Origin of the sequence: Flavobacterium suncheonense GH29-5 = DSM 17707 (assembly GCF_000430025.1) — a bacterium.
GTDB lineage: Bacteria > Bacteroidota > Bacteroidia > Flavobacteriales > Flavobacteriaceae > Flavobacterium > Flavobacterium suncheonense.
Genome location: NZ_KE387022.1, coordinates 87654 through 106636, shown reverse-complemented (window position 1 = coordinate 106636; position 18983 = coordinate 87654). Strand labels below are relative to the sequence as shown.

13 protein-coding genes are annotated in these 18983 nt (G+C 41.6%); 4 read left to right on the top strand and 9 right to left on the bottom strand.

Features of this window, described 5'->3' with window-relative positions:
• Positions 1-1215 (top strand): HYR domain-containing protein (locus tag G498_RS0114465; RefSeq protein WP_026981811.1); only part of this gene is annotated, 1215 nt, incomplete at its 5' end.
• Positions 1216-1282: 67 nt separating this feature from the next.
• Here G498_RS0114465 and G498_RS0114460 read toward each other — a convergent pair.
• The 4 genes from G498_RS0114460 to G498_RS0114445 form a co-directional block, all read right to left on the bottom strand.
• Positions 1283-1558: a hypothetical protein gene (locus tag G498_RS0114460; RefSeq protein WP_026981810.1), complete on the bottom strand. Its 276-nt coding sequence runs from the start codon at positions 1556-1558 to the stop codon at positions 1283-1285.
• Between the two features lie 17 nt (positions 1559-1575).
• A complete protein-coding gene (locus G498_RS0114455) occupies positions 1576-2247 on the bottom strand; it encodes an FAD-binding oxidoreductase (RefSeq protein ID WP_026981809.1) in 672 nt (223 codons plus the stop codon).
• Between the two features lie 104 nt (positions 2248-2351).
• Positions 2352-4754, bottom strand: a complete 2403-nt coding sequence (locus G498_RS0114450; RefSeq protein WP_026981808.1) for an alpha-ketoacid dehydrogenase subunit alpha/beta — start codon at positions 4752-4754, stop codon at positions 2352-2354.
• 188 nt (positions 4755-4942) lie between these two features.
• Positions 4943-7825: a gluzincin family metallopeptidase gene (locus G498_RS0114445; protein ID WP_240470473.1), complete on the bottom strand. Its 2883-nt coding sequence runs from the start codon at positions 7823-7825 to the stop codon at positions 4943-4945.
• A gap of 137 nt (positions 7826-7962) precedes the next feature.
• Here G498_RS0114445 and G498_RS0114440 point away from each other — a divergent pair, with 137 nt between their 5' ends.
• Both G498_RS0114440 and G498_RS0114435 read left to right on the top strand, forming a co-directional pair.
• Positions 7963-9951 carry an endonuclease gene (locus tag G498_RS0114440; RefSeq protein ID WP_051269932.1) on the top strand — a complete coding sequence of 663 codons (1989 nt, stop codon included), beginning with the start codon at positions 7963-7965 and terminating at the stop codon, positions 9949-9951.
• Positions 9952-10012: 61 nt separating this feature from the next.
• Positions 10013-10411 (top strand): VOC family protein, encoded by a 399-nt coding sequence (locus tag G498_RS0114435; protein WP_026981805.1) that lies wholly within the window; start codon positions 10013-10015, stop codon positions 10409-10411.
• Positions 10412-10468: 57 nt separating this feature from the next.
• On the opposite strand, the gene G498_RS0114430 is transcribed toward G498_RS0114435, so the two are convergent.
• From G498_RS0114430 to G498_RS0114410, 5 genes are all read right to left on the bottom strand, one after another.
• Positions 10469-11191: an LOG family protein gene (locus G498_RS0114430; protein WP_394330619.1), complete on the bottom strand. Its 723-nt coding sequence runs from the start codon at positions 11189-11191 to the stop codon at positions 10469-10471.
• Between the two features lie 33 nt (positions 11192-11224).
• Positions 11225-14056: an excinuclease ABC subunit UvrA gene (gene uvrA / locus G498_RS0114425; protein ID WP_026981803.1), complete on the bottom strand. Its 2832-nt coding sequence runs from the start codon at positions 14054-14056 to the stop codon at positions 11225-11227.
• Positions 14057-14233: 177 nt separating this feature from the next.
• Positions 14234-16054, bottom strand: coding sequence for a chloride channel protein (locus G498_RS0114420; protein ID WP_026981802.1), 1821 nt, complete (start codon positions 16052-16054; stop codon positions 14234-14236).
• Between the two features lie 73 nt (positions 16055-16127).
• Positions 16128-16793, bottom strand: a complete 666-nt coding sequence (locus tag G498_RS0114415) for a DNA alkylation repair protein (RefSeq protein WP_035744837.1) — start codon at positions 16791-16793, stop codon at positions 16128-16130.
• On the bottom strand, positions 16793-17377 hold the full coding sequence (locus G498_RS0114410; protein WP_026981800.1) for an acyl carrier protein phosphodiesterase: 585 nt from the start codon (positions 17375-17377) through the stop codon (positions 16793-16795). The genes G498_RS0114415 and G498_RS0114410 overlap by 1 nt, the downstream gene beginning before the upstream one ends.
• A gap of 123 nt (positions 17378-17500) precedes the next feature.
• Between G498_RS0114410 and glmM the strand changes: the two genes are divergently transcribed.
• Complete coding sequence (glmM, locus tag G498_RS0114405) at positions 17501-18889, top strand: phosphoglucosamine mutase (protein ID WP_026981799.1); 1389 nt, start codon at positions 17501-17503, stop codon at positions 18887-18889.
• Positions 18890-18983: the final 94 nt, after the last annotated feature.

The following is an 18983-nucleotide window of genomic DNA, read 5'->3' as shown; positions in this document are numbered from 1 at the left end:
ATCGATGCGCCAACCGCTTTGGATAATTGCGCCGGAAGTATCGTTGGAACGACTTCAACCGTTTTCCCAATCACCGCTCAGGGTGAAACGTTGGTAACCTGGATTTTTGACGACGGCAACGGCAATCAGAGCCAATCGGTACAAAGGGTTTTCATTGACGATACAATAGCCCCGACAATTACCTGTCCACAGGATATTTATCTGAGTGCCTGTCAGAGTACTGCTTCATGGAGTGTTCCAACGGTTCAGGATAATTGCTCAGGATATCAGATTATACAGACTGAAGGACCTGTTTCGGGTTCAGACTTTGCTTTTGGATCAACTGCAATAAGTTATCAGGTAACAGATGCGGGAGGAAACACAGCCAATTGTTCTTTTACAGTTACCAGAGCACCAGCGTTAACAGCTGAATCAGTTAATACTAATAGTGAGTTGTATTATGGTTATTCAAGCGATCAATCCTCAGTGTTTACGGTTACACCTTCAGGAGGAAAAGCGCCTTATGCGATTGAAATTACAATGAATCGTGCTTTGAAATGCAATCAGGTAAATGACAGTGGCGATGAAAGTTGGGTAGGAGGAGCTGGAGGAGTTACAATCAATAATGGTTGTTTAGCTTTTCCGTCAACGGTGTCCGGTATTCCAAAATCAACTAAAACAATTTCCTCCGGATCCTATTCTGTAACCGTGAATTTAATGGATGATGCTGAGATAACAGCTACTGTTACGGATGCCGATGGTTGTGTTGTAACGACTTCTAAACATATTCTGGCAGATGATGTCCGTTGTTTTGCCGGCAATAGTGGAAGAGCTAAAATTGCTATTTGCCACAAAACCGGAAACACTAAAAACCCTTGTACAAGTATTTGTGTAGACGACAACGCAGTGGCAGAACATATTGCACATGGTGATTTCCTCGGAAAATGTACCTCAAACTGTATGGATCCAAATGGAGTAAGAATTGTAGAAGGAGCTGGCTTCAATGTGAAAGTTTATCCGAATCCCAGCAATTCGATCTTTAATTTAGAGATTGAAAATGGTTCCGATGCAAAAGTTATCATAGAAATATTCGATATTTCAGGCAGAAGAATCAAACAGTTAAACATAACTGATACTCCTGCCATTGCTTTCGGGGAAGAATTTCCGAGAGGTGTTTATTTAGTGAATGTACAACAGGGAGAGAACAATAAAACGATTAGAGTAGTCAAAGAGTAAAATTTATAATTAAAACAAAAAGCTCCGTAAATTTTACGGAGCTTTTTTGCTATAACCAAATATTGCATTATTTTTTCACTTCAACGGAAGCACCTTCTTTTGTGGCTTTTACTTCTACTTTTTTATCACCTTCCTTGTCGCTGATTTTTACACCTTCCGAACTTACACTTACAGAGGTTCCGTCAGCAGCAGTAGAATCTGTAACAGCTTCCGCATGCGTTGGGCCTTCTTCTTTTACGGATTCAATTGCGGTTTCGGTTTCCGGTTCAATTTGTTTTTCCTTATCCTTGCAGGCTGCTAAAATCAGCAATGAAAATCCTGCGGCTGCAATTACTTTTTTCATATAGAGATTCTTTTTAATTATTCTTCAAATACAATCGTTTCCGGGTCTGCTCCTAAATCTAAGAGTAAATTTTTAACGGTTTTTACGAAATCTTCCGGTCCACACACGTAAAAATTCTGACTGAAATCTACAATGTTCTCAATCAGGAAGTTGCGGTCAATGCGTTTTTCGTGAAATCCGATTACTTTTTCACGGGTATACACGTTTACAAAATCATTTTTCAGCATGTGGAACAATTCCTGTCCCATGATAACGTCTTCCGAGGTTTTGTTCACATAAATCAGTCGGTTACCCCGAATTTTGTTGTATTTGTACAATTCTCTGAAAATGGAAAGAAAAGGAGTGATGCCGGATCCTGCCGCAATAAACACACCGGGACCTTTATAGTTAATCGTTCCGAAAACATCGTGCAGGATTAATTCGTCGCCGGCATTTATTTTACCCATTTCGTTGGTTACGCCTTTTCGGTCTTTGTAGATTTTAATCATGAATTCCAGATAGTTGGATTCTACCAGGCTGGTAAATGTGAAAGGTCGTTTCTGGTCTTTCCATTCCGGTTTGTTGATGGCTAATTCAGTAGCCTGCCCCGGGATAAAATCATAATTTTCCGGACGCTCTACTTTTATGGATTTTACATCATGCGTAACAAATTGCGATTGCAGTACTTTAACAACGTGTGAATTTTCCATGTGATGGATTTTAGAATAACTATAAATTTACGAAAATGTTTTCAGAAAAGCCACACAAAAAAAGCCAGACAATTGTCTGGCTTGTACTATAAAAATACTTGAATTTAATACAAACTAGGATATTTTGAAGGATTAACTTCGTGCATTATGCCGTATACTTTTTCAAAAATATCTTCTACGGAAGGTTTTGAGAAGTAATCACCATCCGTTCCGTAAGCCGGTCTGTGTGCTTTGGAAGCAAGCGTTTCCGGATTGCTGTCTAAATGTCTGTACCCTTTCTGTTCGTCGATAATCTGTTGTAAAATGAATGCCGATGCACCGCCCGGAACGTCTTCGTCGATTACCAGTAAACGGTTTGTTTTCGCTAACGATTTTACAATGTCGTGATTGATATCGAAAGGCAATAACGATTGTATATCAATAATTTCCGCATCAATGCCAACTTCTAACAATTCTTTGGCAGCCTGTTCCACCAAACGCAGGGTTGAACCGTAAGAAACTAACGTAATGTCGCTTCCTTGTTTGATGGTTTCCACCACACCAATCGGTGTTCTGAATTCTCCTAAGTTGGTCGGCATTTTTTCTTTTAAGCGGTAACCGTTTAGACATTCTACGATTAAAGCAGGTTCGTCAGTTTCCAGTAAAGTATTGTAGAATCCGGCAGCCTTAGTCATGTTTCTCGGAACCAAAACGTGAATACCGCGAATCGCATTGATAATCATTCCCATAGGCGAACCGGAATGCCAGATACCTTCCAAACGGTGTCCGCGTGTTCTCACGATTAACGGCGCTTTCTGACGACCGGCCGTCCTGTATTGCAACGTAGCCAAATCATCACTCATAATCTGAATCGCATACAAAAGGTAATCCAGATACTGAATTTCAGCAATCGGACGTAAACCTCTCATTGCCATGCCGATACCTTGTCCTAAAATCGTTGCTTCACGAATTCCGGCGTCGGCTACACGCAATTCGCCGTATTTTTCCTGCATGCCTTCCAAACCTTGGTTCACGTCTCCGATATTTCCGGAGTCTTCACCGAAAATCAAAGTTTCAGGATGTTTTTCGAAAATGGCGTCGAAGTTGTTGCGCAAAACCAAACGAGCATCCACTTCTTCGGAAGTTTCGTCGTAGGCAGGCAACACTTCTTTAACCGTAGTTACATTTTTATCGGATTGTGAGAACAGATGCGAACTGAATTTCGGCTGGATTTTTTCCGTATACGCGGTAATCCAGGCAGCTAATTGCGCTCTTCCGTTTTCCTTAACGATTAAACGTAAAACTTTACGGGCTGTAGTGATAATATCTTTACGAATCGGCTCTTTTAACGAAGCTAAATCGTTGGCGTATTTCTCGATGAAAACTTTATTTTCGCTAGAAGCAGCAATCGAATTCAGTAGAGCTACTAATTCCTGTTGTTCAGCTTTAATAGGCTCTACAAAAGCATTCCAGGCGGCTTTTTTGCCTTCCAGAACATCTTTTTTAGCTTGCGCATCAATGGCTTCGATTTCTTCCGCAGTGGCGATGTTGTTTTCAATTAACCATTTGCGCATTTGGGCCAAACAGTCGTATTCGGCTTCCCAGGCTAAGCGGTCTGCATTTTTGTAACGCTCGTGCGAACCGGAAGTCGAGTGACCTTGCGGTTGCGTCAGTTCGTACACGTGGATTAAAACCGGAACGTGCTCTTCACGCGCAATTTTCGAAGCACGCTGATAGGTTTCCACCAAAGCCGGATAATCCCAGCCTTTTACGTCCATAATTTCATACCCTTTGTTTTCTTCATCACGCTGGAAGCCTTTCAGAATTTCTGAAATGTCTTCTTTGGTGGTCTGGTAACGGGCGTGTACCGAAATTCCGTATTCGTCGTCCCAAACGCTCATCACCATCGGCACCTGTAAAACACCGGCAGCGTTGATGGTTTCAAAGAACAATCCTTCGGAAGTTGAAGCGTTTCCGATGGTTCCCCAAGCCACTTCATTTCCTTTGTCGGAAAAATTGGTTTGGTCGATTCCGGTTACATTTCGGTATATTTTCGAGGCCTGAGCCAATCCTAACAAACGCGGCATTTGCCCGGCAGTAGGAGAGATGTCGGCACTTGAGTTTTTCTGTTGGGTTAAGTTTTTCCAGTTGCCATTTTCATCTAACGAATGGGTAGCAAAGTGGCCGCCCATCTGACGTCCGGCACTCATCGGATCGTGGTTTAAATCGGTATGACCGTATAATCCGGCGAAAAACTGTTGCACAGTCATCTGACCGATTGCCATCATAAAGGTCTGGTCGCGATAATATCCCGAACGGAAATCACCGTTTTTAAAAGCTTTTGCCATGGCTAATTGCGGCACTTCTTTTCCGTCTCCGAAAATTCCGAATTTCGCTTTTCCCGTAAGCACTTCACGACGTCCTAAAAGGCTGCATTCGCGGCTTACAACGGCTATTTTATAATCGTTAATCACTTCGGTTTTGAAGTCTTCGAACGATAATGTTTCTTTAGAGGCAGTTTGGTTCATAGAATAGTATGTTATGCGACAAATTTAACGATTTACACAATACAAAGCAACGTGTTGTATAATATGTAATTTCATTTTTGATAATAATACAGCTAAAATTGAGCAGTTGATTAATTATTTTTTGATGATTTGTGTTTTTTATTGTAAAATATGTATTAAAAAGTATTCAAAATTATTGCCCCAACAGGTTAAAACCACTTTCTGGTAAACAATGAAATAAGGGTTTTCGGACTAATGGTAATGACAAAGCGGATTTTTTCATCATAGTTGTCCTGACCGATTTCCCAGCCGTTTTTCGAATAAACCGGGAAGTACAATTCAAAATAATCCGGTACAAAATTCAGGCGTATGCCACTGTCGTACACGAATTCCGGGCTTTGGAATTTGTTTTTGTAAGCACCTGCATCACCATATACTTCTATCCAATTCCAAATGTTAAAACTTCCGTTGAGTGTGGTCATCCATTGGTTGGCAAAACGGGTATTAAATTTAGATTTGAATCCGCCTTCCGCCATAATGAACTGTTGGCTGAACAGCCCGGTACTTTCCGAACGACCTAATAATCCGTAATCAAACAAATAATCGGTAGGGCGATCTAGTCCGAAGCTGAAAAAATCGGAATTGGTACTTCGGAACATAAACATTCCGGTAAACAGGCGCAGGTTAATCTGGCGGTTGCTGTCAAACAATTTCCGGTATTGGATTTCTCCTGAAAGTTTCCCAAAGTTGTTGGCGACCTGTACATCGGTCACCAGTTTGTAATAGTTGATAATTTCCGAATCCAATTTCAGGTAACGGATGTTGAATACGGAATAATTCTCGTCTTTGCTGGTGGCAAATGCGGAAGCTTCCCGGTCTACAAAAACGTGTCTGAAAAGGATGTTTTCTTTTCTGTTGGAGCGGTAATCTAAATCTCTGAAACTGAAACTGATAGATGGCATTACTTTTACATAGGCAGCCTCAGGTGCATAATGATAAGTGTTGGCTGCCAGCGCATATCGGATGTTGTATAATCGGTCTTCGCGAATATTCTGGTTGAAAGTCAGGAAAGCACCGCCTATTAATTGTTTGGTTTTAGAAGAATAAATCGGTGTCACATCAAAAATAAACGGTTTGTCGAGCAGGGATTTGTTATGAAAACTCAAACCGGGAGACACTCCGTCGTATAAGTTGTACGAAAACTCCGGGACATAGAAAATCTGATTGTTTTTCGAATCTTCCAGATCTTTGACAAAGGTGAATTTAAACGGACGGTCATTCCCTAAAAAACTATGCAGCGATTTCCAGTTGTTTCTCGAATTGTACTCGGGAATTTCGTTGTGGTAATTCAGGACTAATTTTTCGGCATCGGTTTTTGGAAGTGTTACCGTGGAATCTTTGGTAATGTTTTCAAACCATTGCTTATACACTACGCTGTCATTTTTCACGGCATAGAGTGAAACCGGTACATTGGTGTGGGTTTTGTTTTTGATGGTAACGTCTAATGAATTATCGTTCTTTTTGACTTTTGTGATCTTAAAATCAATCAAATCCCTGCTTTCCACCACTTTCCTGAAAAACCAGTCGATGTTTTTACCGGTTTTGCTTTTCAGCAGGTTTTCAAAATCTTTCTCGTCGGTTTGGTTCGTTTTGTTTGCGGCAATGAATTCTTTAATAGCCAGAGGAACTTTGTTTTCCCCGACAAAATCATCAAGATAATTTATGCTCAGCCCGGCACGGTATCGTCCGGCAATCTGCTCGTTGAATTTGATAAAGGTGCTTTTGTCGTCTCCAATTGCCTGATCGAGATTTTTTCGCGCCATTAACAGGTACACATAACTGTACTGGTCGTTGAAATCGGCTTTAAAAAGATTGTAGCCTTTCAGGATTCCCAATTCGGATAAATTTCCCATCATTTTCATATCCGGATAGTTGTCGCGGATGTATTTCATCGACAGATAAGCCTGCAAACCGTCGTAAATCCAGGTGTCTTTTCGGGGATTGAGCTGTAAATTGGTTTTCAGGTATTTATCGAGATAGACTTTCAGAAACTTAATTTCATACAAAAAACTGTCCGGAAACGGGCTGATAAAAGCCGGCAGCTGGTTCAAACCATAAAACGGATTGCGGTCATAATCGGCTTGGGAAATCAGGATTTTTTCGTGTTTCAAACTTCCGAATTCTTCCGCCACATAATTTGTGATTTTGTCGATAACCAGTGCTTTCTGAATTTCATTCAACCGTCTGTCTTTCAGATTGGTAACCACCTCATTGATGCCATTTTTGTAGCTGTAGAAAGTTGGTTTGGTTTCAATGTAAATATCAAAATCGTTACGGTTGTTACCGGAAAGCTGGTAGGTTTTGACCGTTTCTGATTCGGTTGTACCTACGGTATTTAAATCGGAAAAAAGATGGAGTTTGCTGTCTAAGGTGAAGGTAATCTGGTAGTTGCAGTTTGCATTGGCAATATCGTCGAGGTTTTCATTGCTGTATTGTACAAAGCCGTTCTTTTCCAGTCGGGCAGGCGTGAGGAACCAGTTTTTCAGGATGAAGGAGCCGTCGTTCTTAAATCCGAAGCGGGTAAAACGTTCATTCGGAATTTTAACCTGATAGTTGAGTTTCAGGGTAACTGTTTCGTTAGGAAGCAGGGCGTTTGCTAATTTGACGGAAAGCAAATCCGGATGATTTTCAGGTCGGATAAACTCAACCGTTTGCCCGTTAGTAGTTGCCTCATGTAGCGTTGTATTGCCGCGGTCTTCCTCTTTTGCCAAATGAAAACTGCGCACAAATTCATCGGAAAACCGTTTGCCTAACGGAGATTTTTTGTCGGAATACGCATTGTTCCAGTCGTTCAGGAGTATTTCTTTCAAAACCACATCAGACGTATTCGTAAACTGGATTTCCTGTGCTACCGTAATGGTTTTAGACTCTGAATGCAGCGTTGCTTTTAGGCTGTTACTGTGTTGCGCACCAGCGTTTTGAAAAATCAGCGTTGACAATAAAATCAGGTGAATTTTTATAGAAAAAAGAAATCGGTTGCGCATGTAAATATCAATCTGAATCAGGTTCGTAAATATAGGTAAAAAACGCATTTTTCATAATTTTTTTCTCAACTGTATTTTTATCTGTAAAACTTTTCTTTATAAAGCAAAGAATAACGAAAATTTAAGGAGCTGCATGGTGAAAATGAAGAAGTTATCTGTAACTTAGTTGCCCCAATTTCAAAACGATGATTAAAAAACTACTATTACTTTTTGTTGCTTTGGTTTATCAGGCAACGTATGGTCAGGTTGTTATTAACGAGATTGACTCGGATACACCCGGCACAGACCAACTGGAATTCGTTGAATTAAAATCCGAGACGCCTAATTTCCCCTTAGACGGCTATGTTTTGGTTTTTTTTAATGGAGGCAGTTCTGCACCATATTCCGGTACGTCCTGTTACTATGCTTTTGATTTGGATGGCTATACAACCGATGTCAACGGAATCGCACATTTCGGAAACAATCAGGTAACGCCATCGCCAATGGGAATTTTCCCAAACAATACCATACAAAACGGGCCGGATGTTGTAGCCTTGTATCTTGGCAACGCATCCGATTTCCAATTTGCGGTTCAGCCGGGAACACCAGCAACGGCAACCAATCTGATTGATGCGGTCGCTCATAACAATACAACAACTGTACCCGCGAATTTAATGAGCATCTTAGGGATTACGGTTTGTAGTAATGAAAACGCTAATGGTTTAGGTACCTCACAATCCATACAACGAAAAAATGACGGTACTTACGAAGTAAAAGCACCTACGCCGGGCGCTAATAATGACGGAAGCGGAGTGGTGTTGAATTATATTTCGGTTGCTCCGTCCATTCCGGTAATTCACGAGGGCGATAGTTTTAATTTCGTTTTTACGACCAGTCAGCCTGTTCAAAATGAGAATTTGATTTTCAATTTTACCCTGAATAACGGCAATTTCAACATGTCTGATTTTTCAGGAGGATTGACGGTTATGATTCCTGTTGGAGAAACAACTGGTCAGACCGGAATAATTATAGCCAACGACGGTTTAGACGAAGGCGACGAGGAAATGAAATTAGTTTTCCAGCCTTTGCCGTTTGGATATGTGGCCAACAATAACAACATTATTTACAGAGTATACGATGCAAATTATGTGGTACAGCCATACGGAACACCGATTAATCCAACGTACGGATTGGTTACTCCAACGATTCCGCCGGGATATTATGATTCATTGGAAGGATTGTCTGGGGATGCTTTAAAACAAGCCCTTCAGGACATTATTGCTAATCCTGCGGTAGTTCGGGCACATAATTATGGTGATATCTGGGAAATACTGCAAAGTGCCGATGTTAACCCAGAAAACAGTAATCAGGTCTGGATGTACTATGTTGAAGCACCAAGAGCAAAATTAGACCGACAAACCGAAAGCAGCGGTGTTGGGAAATGGGTAAGAGAACACGTTTTTGCTCAGGCAAGAGGCGGATTTTCAGGAGGAACTTCTTCCACACCTGACGGAATAAACGTTTGGTTACCAACCAATGCAGATGACATTTTGGCGGCTCACGCAGATGCACATCATCTACATGCCGAAGATGGCGTTGAGAACGGGATAAAAAGCAACAAAGATTTTGGTCTGGATGCCTACAATGGTCCGGCCGGAACGCAGGGAAAATGGAAAGGCGATATTGCCAGAGCGCTGTTTTATATGGCTGTCCGGTATAATGCCTTGAGTCTGGTAAACGGTAATCCGCCCGATACATCAGGAAATCAGATAATGGGCGATTTAGCCACCTTATTAACCTGGAACCACACAGACCCGCGCGACGATTTCGAAATGAATCGCAACAATTACATTTATACCTGGCAGATGAACCGCAACCCGTTTATCGATTATCCGAACCTTGCGGATTATATCTGGGGACCGAATGTGGGGCAACCGTGGTCGGCCACGTTAAGTACCGGCGAATTTGCGGAGCTGAAACTGTCTTTGTATCCAAATCCGGCTTCCGAAAGCATTACGATTGCAGGAGTTCAGGAAGAAGCGGTAGCGGTGTTTTACAACATGACCGGGCAGAAAGTTAAAGAAGTGGAATTCAGTGGTCAGACAACAATCCGACTTGACTTGCAGGCTGGTTTGTATATGGTGAAAATCACATCCGGAAACCAATCGACAACCAGAAGACTGATTGTTAAGTAAGTACCGGAATTATAAGTGGTTTGCTTTGAGGAAGCACAATCGAATCTTAAAATCTAAAACTATGGAAACTAAGATGATATGGGCGAATTTATGCTCAGCTGATTTAAACCGCACAACGGAATTCTATACAAAACTGGGATTTAAGGAAAACGACAACAATACTTCCCCCGAGTTAACCAGTCTGGTTTTCGGAAACAGCAGGTTTGTGATTAATTTCTTCAGAAAAGAGCGCATGGAAGTCAGTATTAATGGTGAAGTAACTGATACGCAAACGAGTAATGAAGTAATCTTTTCTTTGTCGGCAACAAGCAGAGAAGAAGTAGACCAATGGGTAGAAAACGTTAAAGCGGCCGGCGGAACCATCTTTTCCAATCCGCAAAACTTTGAGAAAGGCTACACGTTTGGGTTTGCCGATCCGGACGGTCATAAATTTAACGTATTGTATTGGCCCGGAATGTAGAATTGCAGAGGCTGAAAACATAAAAAAAAGCTTCCGGTGTGGAAGCTTTTTTGTCTCTTAGAAGTTAGGACTAAGATTGTATTTTTTATAGAAAGTGTCTAATACTTCAAGTACTTCGTCTTCCGTATCCACTACTTTGATTAGGTTTAAATCTTCAGGATTAGCGTTCTTTTCCTGATCAATCATGACTGTTTTTACCCAGTCTAATAATCCGCTCCAGAAATCTCTTCCCACCAAAATAATCGGAAATTTACCAATTTTTTTCGTTTGGATTAAGGTAACCGCTTCAAACAATTCGTCCAAAGTTCCGAAACCGCCCGGCATTACCACAAAGCCCTGAGAATATTTTACGAACATAACCTTACGCACGAAGAAATAATCGAAATTCAGGTTTTTGTCCTTGTCGATATACGGATTGAAATGTTGCTCAAATGGCAATTCGATGTTCAAACCTACGGAAGTTCCGTTGCCTAAATGGGCGCCTTTGTTACCGGCTTCCATAATTCCGGGACCACCGCCGGTAATAACACCGTATCCGGCCTGAGAAATTTTATAAGCAATCTTTTCCGCCAGTAAATAATATTTGTTGTCCGGTTTAGTACGAGCTGATCCGAAAATCGAAACACAAGGGCCGATTCGTCCCATGGTTTCATAACCGTTCACAAACTCAGACATGATTTTAAAAATTGCCCAAGAGTCGTTGGCTCTTATTTCGTTCCAGGTTTTCTGTTTGAACTTTTCCTGGATTTTGTCGTCGTCACTCAAAAATTCTTCTTTCATCATTTTTCGTTTCGTTAAAAATTAAATAGCCTGCTAATGTAATTCTTTTTTCAAAAACTGCGCGGTGTAGCTATTTTTATTTTTGATGACTTCCTCCGGTGTTCCTTTGGCCACGAGTTGTCCGCCGCCTTTTCCGCCTTCGTAACCAATGTCGATGATGTAATCGGCGAGTTTTATAACGTCTAAATTGTGTTCGATAATTAAAACCGTGTTGCCTTTGTCGACTAATTTGTTGATGACTTCCATCAGCACGCGAATGTCTTCGAAATGCAGTCCTGTGGTTGGTTCGTCTAAAATGTAAAACGTGTTTCCGGTATCTTTTTTGGATAATTCCGTAGCCAGTTTGATGCGTTGTGCTTCACCACCGGACAACGTTGTACTTTGCTGACCAAGCGTGATATAGCCCAAACCAACATCCTGAATCGTTTTTACTTTTCTGTAGATTTTTGGTATGTTTTCGAAGAAATCCACAGCTTCGTCCACCGTCATTTCCAAGATATCCGAAATCGATTTTCCTTTGTAACGGATTTCCAGCGTTTCGCGGTTAAAACGTTTGCCCTGACAGGTTTCACATTCCACATAAACATCAGGTAAGAAACTCATTTCGATGGTTCGAACTCCGGAACCTTCACAAGTTTCACAACGTCCGCCGGAAACATTGAAACTGAAACGTCCCGGTTTGTAGCCGCGAATTTGCGCTTCAGGCGTTTGGGTGAACAACGTTCGGATTTCCGAAAACACATCGGTATACGTCGCCGGATTCGAGCGCGGTGTACGGCCAATCGGGCTTTGATCGATGTCGATTACTTTATCAATATGTTCTAAACCTTCAATTTTTTTATACGGCTGCGGTTTTTTTACCGCGTTGAAGAAATGCGCATTTAAAATAGGGTAGAGCGTCTCATTAATCAGGGTTGATTTTCCGCTTCCTGAAACTCCGGTCACGCAAATCAGTTTACCCAATGGGAATTCTACGGTAACATTTTTCAGGTTGTTTCCGGTGGCTCCCGATAATTTAAGAACATTTCCATTGCCTTCGCGACGCGTTTTCGGAACGGCAATTTCCATTTTTCCGTTCAGGTATTGAGCGGTTATTGTATTTTCTTTCAGTAATTCTTTCGGTGTGCCTTTGCTGATGATTTCACCGCCGAAACGACCTGCTTTTGGTCCGATATCAATTACATAATCCGCACGTTCGATCATGTCTTTGTCGTGTTCCACTACAATTACCGAGTTTCCGATATCGCGTAATTGTTCCAGCGAATGAATCAGTTTTTCATTGTCGCGCTGGTGCAATCCGATGCTGGGTTCGTCTAAAATATACAATACGCCAACCAATTGCGAACCGATTTGGGTTGCCAGACGAATGCGTTGTGCTTCACCGCCGGACAGTGATTTTGAACTTCGGTTCAGGGCTAAATAATTCAGTCCCACATCGACCAGAAAGCTTAACCGCGCTTTGATTTCTTTCACCACTTCCACCGCAATGGCGCGTTGTTTTTCCGTAAGATGCTTGTCTAAATCGTTGAACCATTCACACAGTTCATCAATGTCCATCGCTGATAATTCGCCAATGTTTTTTCCGTTGATTTTGAAGTATAACGATTCTTTTTTCAAACGGGTGCCGTGACATTCCGGACATTCGATTTCGTCCATGAATTCTTTGGCCCAGCGTTTAATGGAAGCCGATCCGCTTTCCTCGTATTGGTTTTTGATGAAATTCGAAATCCCTTCAAAATCAATTTTGTAATCTTTGGTGATGCCCATTACTTTGGAAACCACTGAGAATTTCTCATTTCCGCCGTTTAAAATCATGTCCATGGCTTCAGCCGGAATGTTTTCGATGGAATCTGTCAGTTTAAAGCCGAATTTTTCCCCGATGATTTCCAGCTGTTTGAAAATCCACGAACTTTTTTGTTCGCCAAGCGGCGCAAATCCACCTTGTTTGATGGAAAGTTTTGGGTTTGGGATGATTTTGTTCAGGTTGATTTCATTTACCGTTCCCAAGCCGTTACAGTGTTCGCACGCACCTTTTGGCGAGTTGAACGAGAAGTTGTTCGGTTCCGGATTCGGATAGGAAATTCCGGTGGTTGGACACATCAGGTTTCTGCTAAAATAGCGCACTTCCTGACTTTCCTGCTCTATAATCATCATAATGCCGTCGCCGTGGTACATCGCGGTTTTGATGCTCTCGGTAAGGCGTTTGTCTAAATCTTCCGTTTTTTCAATCGCCATGCGGTCGATTACGGTTTCAATGTCGTGAGTTTTGTACCGATCAACTTTCATTCCGTATTCCAAATCACGGATTTCACCATCCACACGGACTTTTACAAAACCTTGTTTGGAAATCTGCTCGAACAATTCGCGGTAATGTCCTTTTCGGGAACGGATAATCGGTGCTAAAATGTTGATGCGTTTGCCGTTGAAATGCTCAAAAATCAATTCCTTAATCTGATCATCCGAATACGAAACCATTTTTTCGCCCGTGTTGTAACTGTACGCTTCTCCTGCTCTGGCGAATAACAGACGCAGGAAGTCATAAATTTCGGTAATGGTTCCCACGGTGGAACGCGGGCTTTTGCTGGTGGTTTTCTGCTCGATGGCAATTACGGGAGAAAGACCGTCGATTTTATCCACATCGGGACGTTCCAACCCACCTAAGAACTGACGGGCGTATGCGGAAAAGGTTTCAATGTAACGACGTTGTCCTTCGGCATAAATCGTATCGAACGCCAAAGACGATTTTCCCGACCCCGAAAGCCCGGTAATCACCACCAGTTTTTCACGCGGAATGACTACGTCAATATTCTTGAGATTGTGCGCGCGGGCGCCTAAAACTTCAATCGTTTCTTCTGTATTGAACATAAATAAGTTGTGTAGTTGTGCAAAAACGCAAAGGTACAGTTTTGTGACTAATTTTCAGTGGTAGAGGTGTAAAGAAAATGATGTTTTTATTTGTTTTTTGGAAGGAGTTGCCACGAATGTACGAATGATTATTTTAATGAATAGTTTTTAAAATTCGTGTATTCGTGGCTCAGTAAATTATTCAATACGAAGCGATTTCAGTTTTTCGCGGTACGTGGTAAGAATGTCTGATTTTTCGATGTAGCCCAGGCAATGGTTGTTTTTGAGCACAAACAGGATGTCATAACCGGTTGCTTCAAATTTTTCCATGACGGTTTCCATGATTTCGTCGTAACTGATGGTGTCTTTCGGTTGTTCGATAACGTCTTGTAACGCAGTATATTTCGTCTGAAAGGAATTGAAAATTATCGGACGAATAGTGTCGAAATTGATGATGCCGACAAATTCTTCTTTTTCGTTGGTAACCGGAAAAATCGTTTGTCTGGTTTGTGAAAGGACAGCAGTTACATCTTCCAGTTTTGCCGTATCGGGAATGGTAGCAAAATTGGCTTTGATGTGTTTGGATAACTCAATGGTAGAAAGGATGTTGCGGTCTTTGTCGCTGGTGAAAACAGTTCCGGTATCGGCTAAATTTTTAATGTCCATCGAATGTTCTTCCATTTTTTTGGAAATGATGAAACTAATCGAGGAAACAATCATCAGCGGAACAAATAATCCGTAACCGCCTGTTATTTCGGCAATAAGGAAGATTGCGGTTAAAGGCGCGTGAAATAATCCGCTTAACAAACCCGCCATTCCCACGATGGAAAAATTACTGATGGGCAAATCTTTATCAATTCCTGTCAAAAGGAAAAATTTCGAAACAAAATAGCCGAGATAAGAGCCTACAAAAAGCGAAGGCGCAAAGTTACCGCCGTTTCCGCCGCTTCCCAAAGTCAAACCGGTTGCCACGGATTTAATCATCATCGTTACGCCGATAAAAGCCAGTAAAATCCATTCGTTGGATTTGAATTTTTCAAGAATGGTATTTTCCAGTAAAATTCCCGGATTTGTGGAAGACAAGGCTTTAATACTTTCATAACCTTCCCCGAAAAGTGTCGGGAAAAAGAAAATCAGCACGGCCAGCATTCCGGCTCCGACTAAGGCTTTTTTATAGGTGGAAGATTTGAATCGGCTAAAAAAATGTTCTACTTTCCGGAAGTTTCGGGCGTGATAAACGGACACTAAACCCGCCAGAATCCCAAGAATGATATAGTACGGAATGTTGTGATAATCAAAGGTTAACTCGTTTCGGAAAGAGAGCAGAATGTCTTCTTTTAAAACTATAGTCGATACCAAAGCGCCAGTTGCTGCGGAAATCATAATCGGGATGAAAGCGGTGACACTCATATCCGCCAAAATCACTTCGATGGCAAACAAAACTCCTGCGATTGGGGCGTTAAAAGCGGCACCAATTCCGGCTGCGACACCACAGGCCAACAGTAAAGTCCGGTCTTTGTAATTCAGACGGTATTTTTGGGCGTAATTCGAACCGAAAGCCGCGCCCGTAATCGTAATCGGTGACTCCAATCCCGCGGAACCACCCATGCCCACGGTTAAGGAACTCGTGATGATTTGCGCATACATTTGTTTTCTCGGCATGATGCCCGAATTTTTAGCCACAGCAATCATGATTTGTGAGGTGCCTTTTTCGATGCTCCCGTCAAGGAACTTTTTCACCACCCAAGCGGTCAGCAAAATCCCGATTACCGGAAGTAAACTGTTCGAATACGGCAAATGAAAAATACGGTCAATATAATTGGCAAACCGGAACACTGAATGTGCGAAAGTTTTCAGCACAATTACCGCCAAAGCCGAAGAAATCCCTACCAAAACACAGGAAACATATAAAAACTGGCGATTGCTCAGCATCGATTTCAGCAGGAATAAAAAGGCTTCAAATCGCTTTAACTGCTTGCGTATGAATAAAGTAAAAAATGAAGCTTTCCGGTTTGGCATTTGATTTTTTGCTTTCTGATTGAATTAAAACGCTAAAATACGTCATTTTTATCAGAACAGCATTTTAAGGAAATTATAAATTTCGCAGCGCTTCGCGTTGGCTTAAGGGTTTTAAATTGGTTTTGCCGACAAACTCGGTTACGTCTTTCGGGTTGAAACGACTGTAATCCCGCAACGCCCAACCAATAGCTTTCTGAATGAAAAATTCTTTGGAAGCAGCGTGTTTTTCGCATACGGAAAACAATAATTCCGCATCGGTTTTGGCTTTGTAATCCAATTGAAACAGAATGGCGGAACGGTTCAGCCACATGTTATCGGAATTTGAAAATTTGTGCACAACATTTTGTACTTCATCCGGAAACTGAACGAGATAATTGCCTAACAGGTATTTCGCTATCGTATCCACACTGTCCCACCATGAATGTGTAATGATCAGTTTTTCAAGGAGTTGAATATCATCTTTTTGATATTTATTTTTGAGTTCTTTTATCAGGATTTCAATCGCACAGTAATGAAATTCGCGTTCTTTCTTTTGGTACAATTCCAAAGCAATTTCACGGGCATTCTGCTTGACTTCGCCCTTGTGAAGCCTCCAGATTTCCTTAAATAAAATTCGTCTGGGTGTGGTTTTGATTCCTAAAAAGGAAAAGTTGTTTTTCATGTACGCTTCCATCGGTGCGGCCAATTCGGCTGCGGCATTTTCGCGGAAGACTTTTTCAAGTTCGGCAATAAAAGACATTATAAAATGGCAAGTTTTTGTTGGGCGTGCTGGCGTAAATCTTCAAAAAAAGCGGTGAATTCTTCTTCAAATTCGGTGTAATATTCCCGTAGTTCTTTTACGGCGTTTTGCATGTGGGCGCGGTTTTTTGTGCGGTGGTCCATCTGGAATAAAATCTTCTCGATGCCTTCCACAGTTCCGTAGGAAACCAGCCAGTTTCGGCCAATCATATACGGCATCATCCCCTGTGTTTTTGGAGTAAGCCAGTCGTAATTTTCTCTCAGGGAATTGTAAAAACGTTCTGCGTAATGTTCCAGTTTTTCATTGGAATATTTTGCCCAGTTCTTCGCCAGAAAATGATCGTAAATGATATCCATAATCACTCCGGAATAATGTCCGTATTTTTCATGTAGCCGATGTTTGCTCTGCCTGAAAACTGGATGTGCGTCGGTAAATGTATCAATGGCGCGATGCAGTAAAATGCCTTTTTGCACATCAACGGGAAATTGTTCATAATCGTGACCGCGGATGCCGTCCGCCATAAAATTCCCGATTTTAATCAAATCGTTTTCTCCGGAAAGATAGATGTGTGCTAAAAAGTTCATCAGACTAATTTAATAATTTTAATTGATGAATTTTAAATTTTAAATGATTTTCTCGAAACCACAATTCGTTATATTTGTCACTGCATTTATAATTTAACATTTAAAATTCAGAATAAACTTTTTATGACTTTAATAAAATCCATTTCAGGAATTCGCGGAACTATCGGAGGGAAAGTAGGAGATAATCTTACTCCTGTCGATGCCGTGAAATTCGCTTCTGCTTACGGAACTTTTCTAAAACAGAATATCAGCAAGGATAAGTTAACTGTTGTAATCGGTCGTGATGCGCGTATTTCCGGACCGATGATTCACAATCTGGTAGTCAATACGTTAATCGGTTTAGGGATTGATGTAATCGATTTAGGCTTATCCACCACGCCAACCGTAGAAGTTGCTGTTCCTTTGGAAAAAGCCGATGGCGGAATCATTTTAACCGCATCCCACAATCCGAAACAATGGAACGCACTGAAATTGCTGAACGCAAAAGGCGAGTTTTTAAGCGGAGCCGACGGTGCCAAAATCCTCGAAATTGCCGAAGCGGAAGCTTTTGATTTTTCCGATGTGGATAGTTTGGGAACAGTTACCGAAAACGATGCTTACATGGACATCCACATCGACGAAGTACTGAATTTACCTTTGGTGGATGCTGAAGCAGTGGCTAAAAGAAAATTCAAAGTAGTTGTGGACGGCGTGAATTCTTCAGGAGGTATCATTATCCCGAAATTGTTGGAACAAATGGGCGTGGAAGTCGTAAAATTATACTGCGAACCTAACGGACATTTCCCGCACAATCCGGAGCCATTGAAAGAACACTTGGGCGATATCTGCAAATTGGTGGTTGATGAAAAAGCCGATTTCGGAATCGTAGTCGATCCGGATGTAGACCGTTTGGCCTTTATTTCCAACGACGGAGAAATGTTCGGGGAAGAATATACTTTGGTGGCCGTTGCCGATTATGTATTGAGCAAAACACCGGGGAATACGGTTTCCAATATGTCATCTTCAAGAGCTTTGCGTGACATTACCGAAAAACACCACGGAAGCTATCAGGCAAGCGCGGTAGGTGAGGTGAATGTTGTGGAATTGATGAAAGCAACCAACGCCATCATCGGTGGGGAAGGAAACGGCGGAATTATCTATCCGGAAATCCATTACGGTCGTGACGCGTTAGTAGGCGTGGCTTTGTTCCTGACACATTTAGCGAATCAAGCGCAAACTGTTGCAGAAATGAGAGCTGCTTATCCGCAGTATTTTATGAGCAAAAATAAAATCGAACTGACGCCACAGATTGATGTCGATAATGTAATGAAGCAGATTGCAGAAAAATACGCTTCGGAAAACCTTTCAACCATTGATGGTGTAAAAATCGATTTCCCAATGGAATGGGTACATTTGAGAAAATCCAACACGGAACCTATCATCCGCATTTACACGGAAGCACCAACGCAAAATGCAGCCGATGTTTTAGCGGAACGTTTTGTAAGCGAACTGAAACAGATAGCCGGAATTTAATTTTATCAAAACCCTGAGCCTCAACTCAGGGTTTTTTATGGAACCGCATGAGTGTTAAAAATTGAGGAAAGATTTTAAAATCAAGTTAATCGCT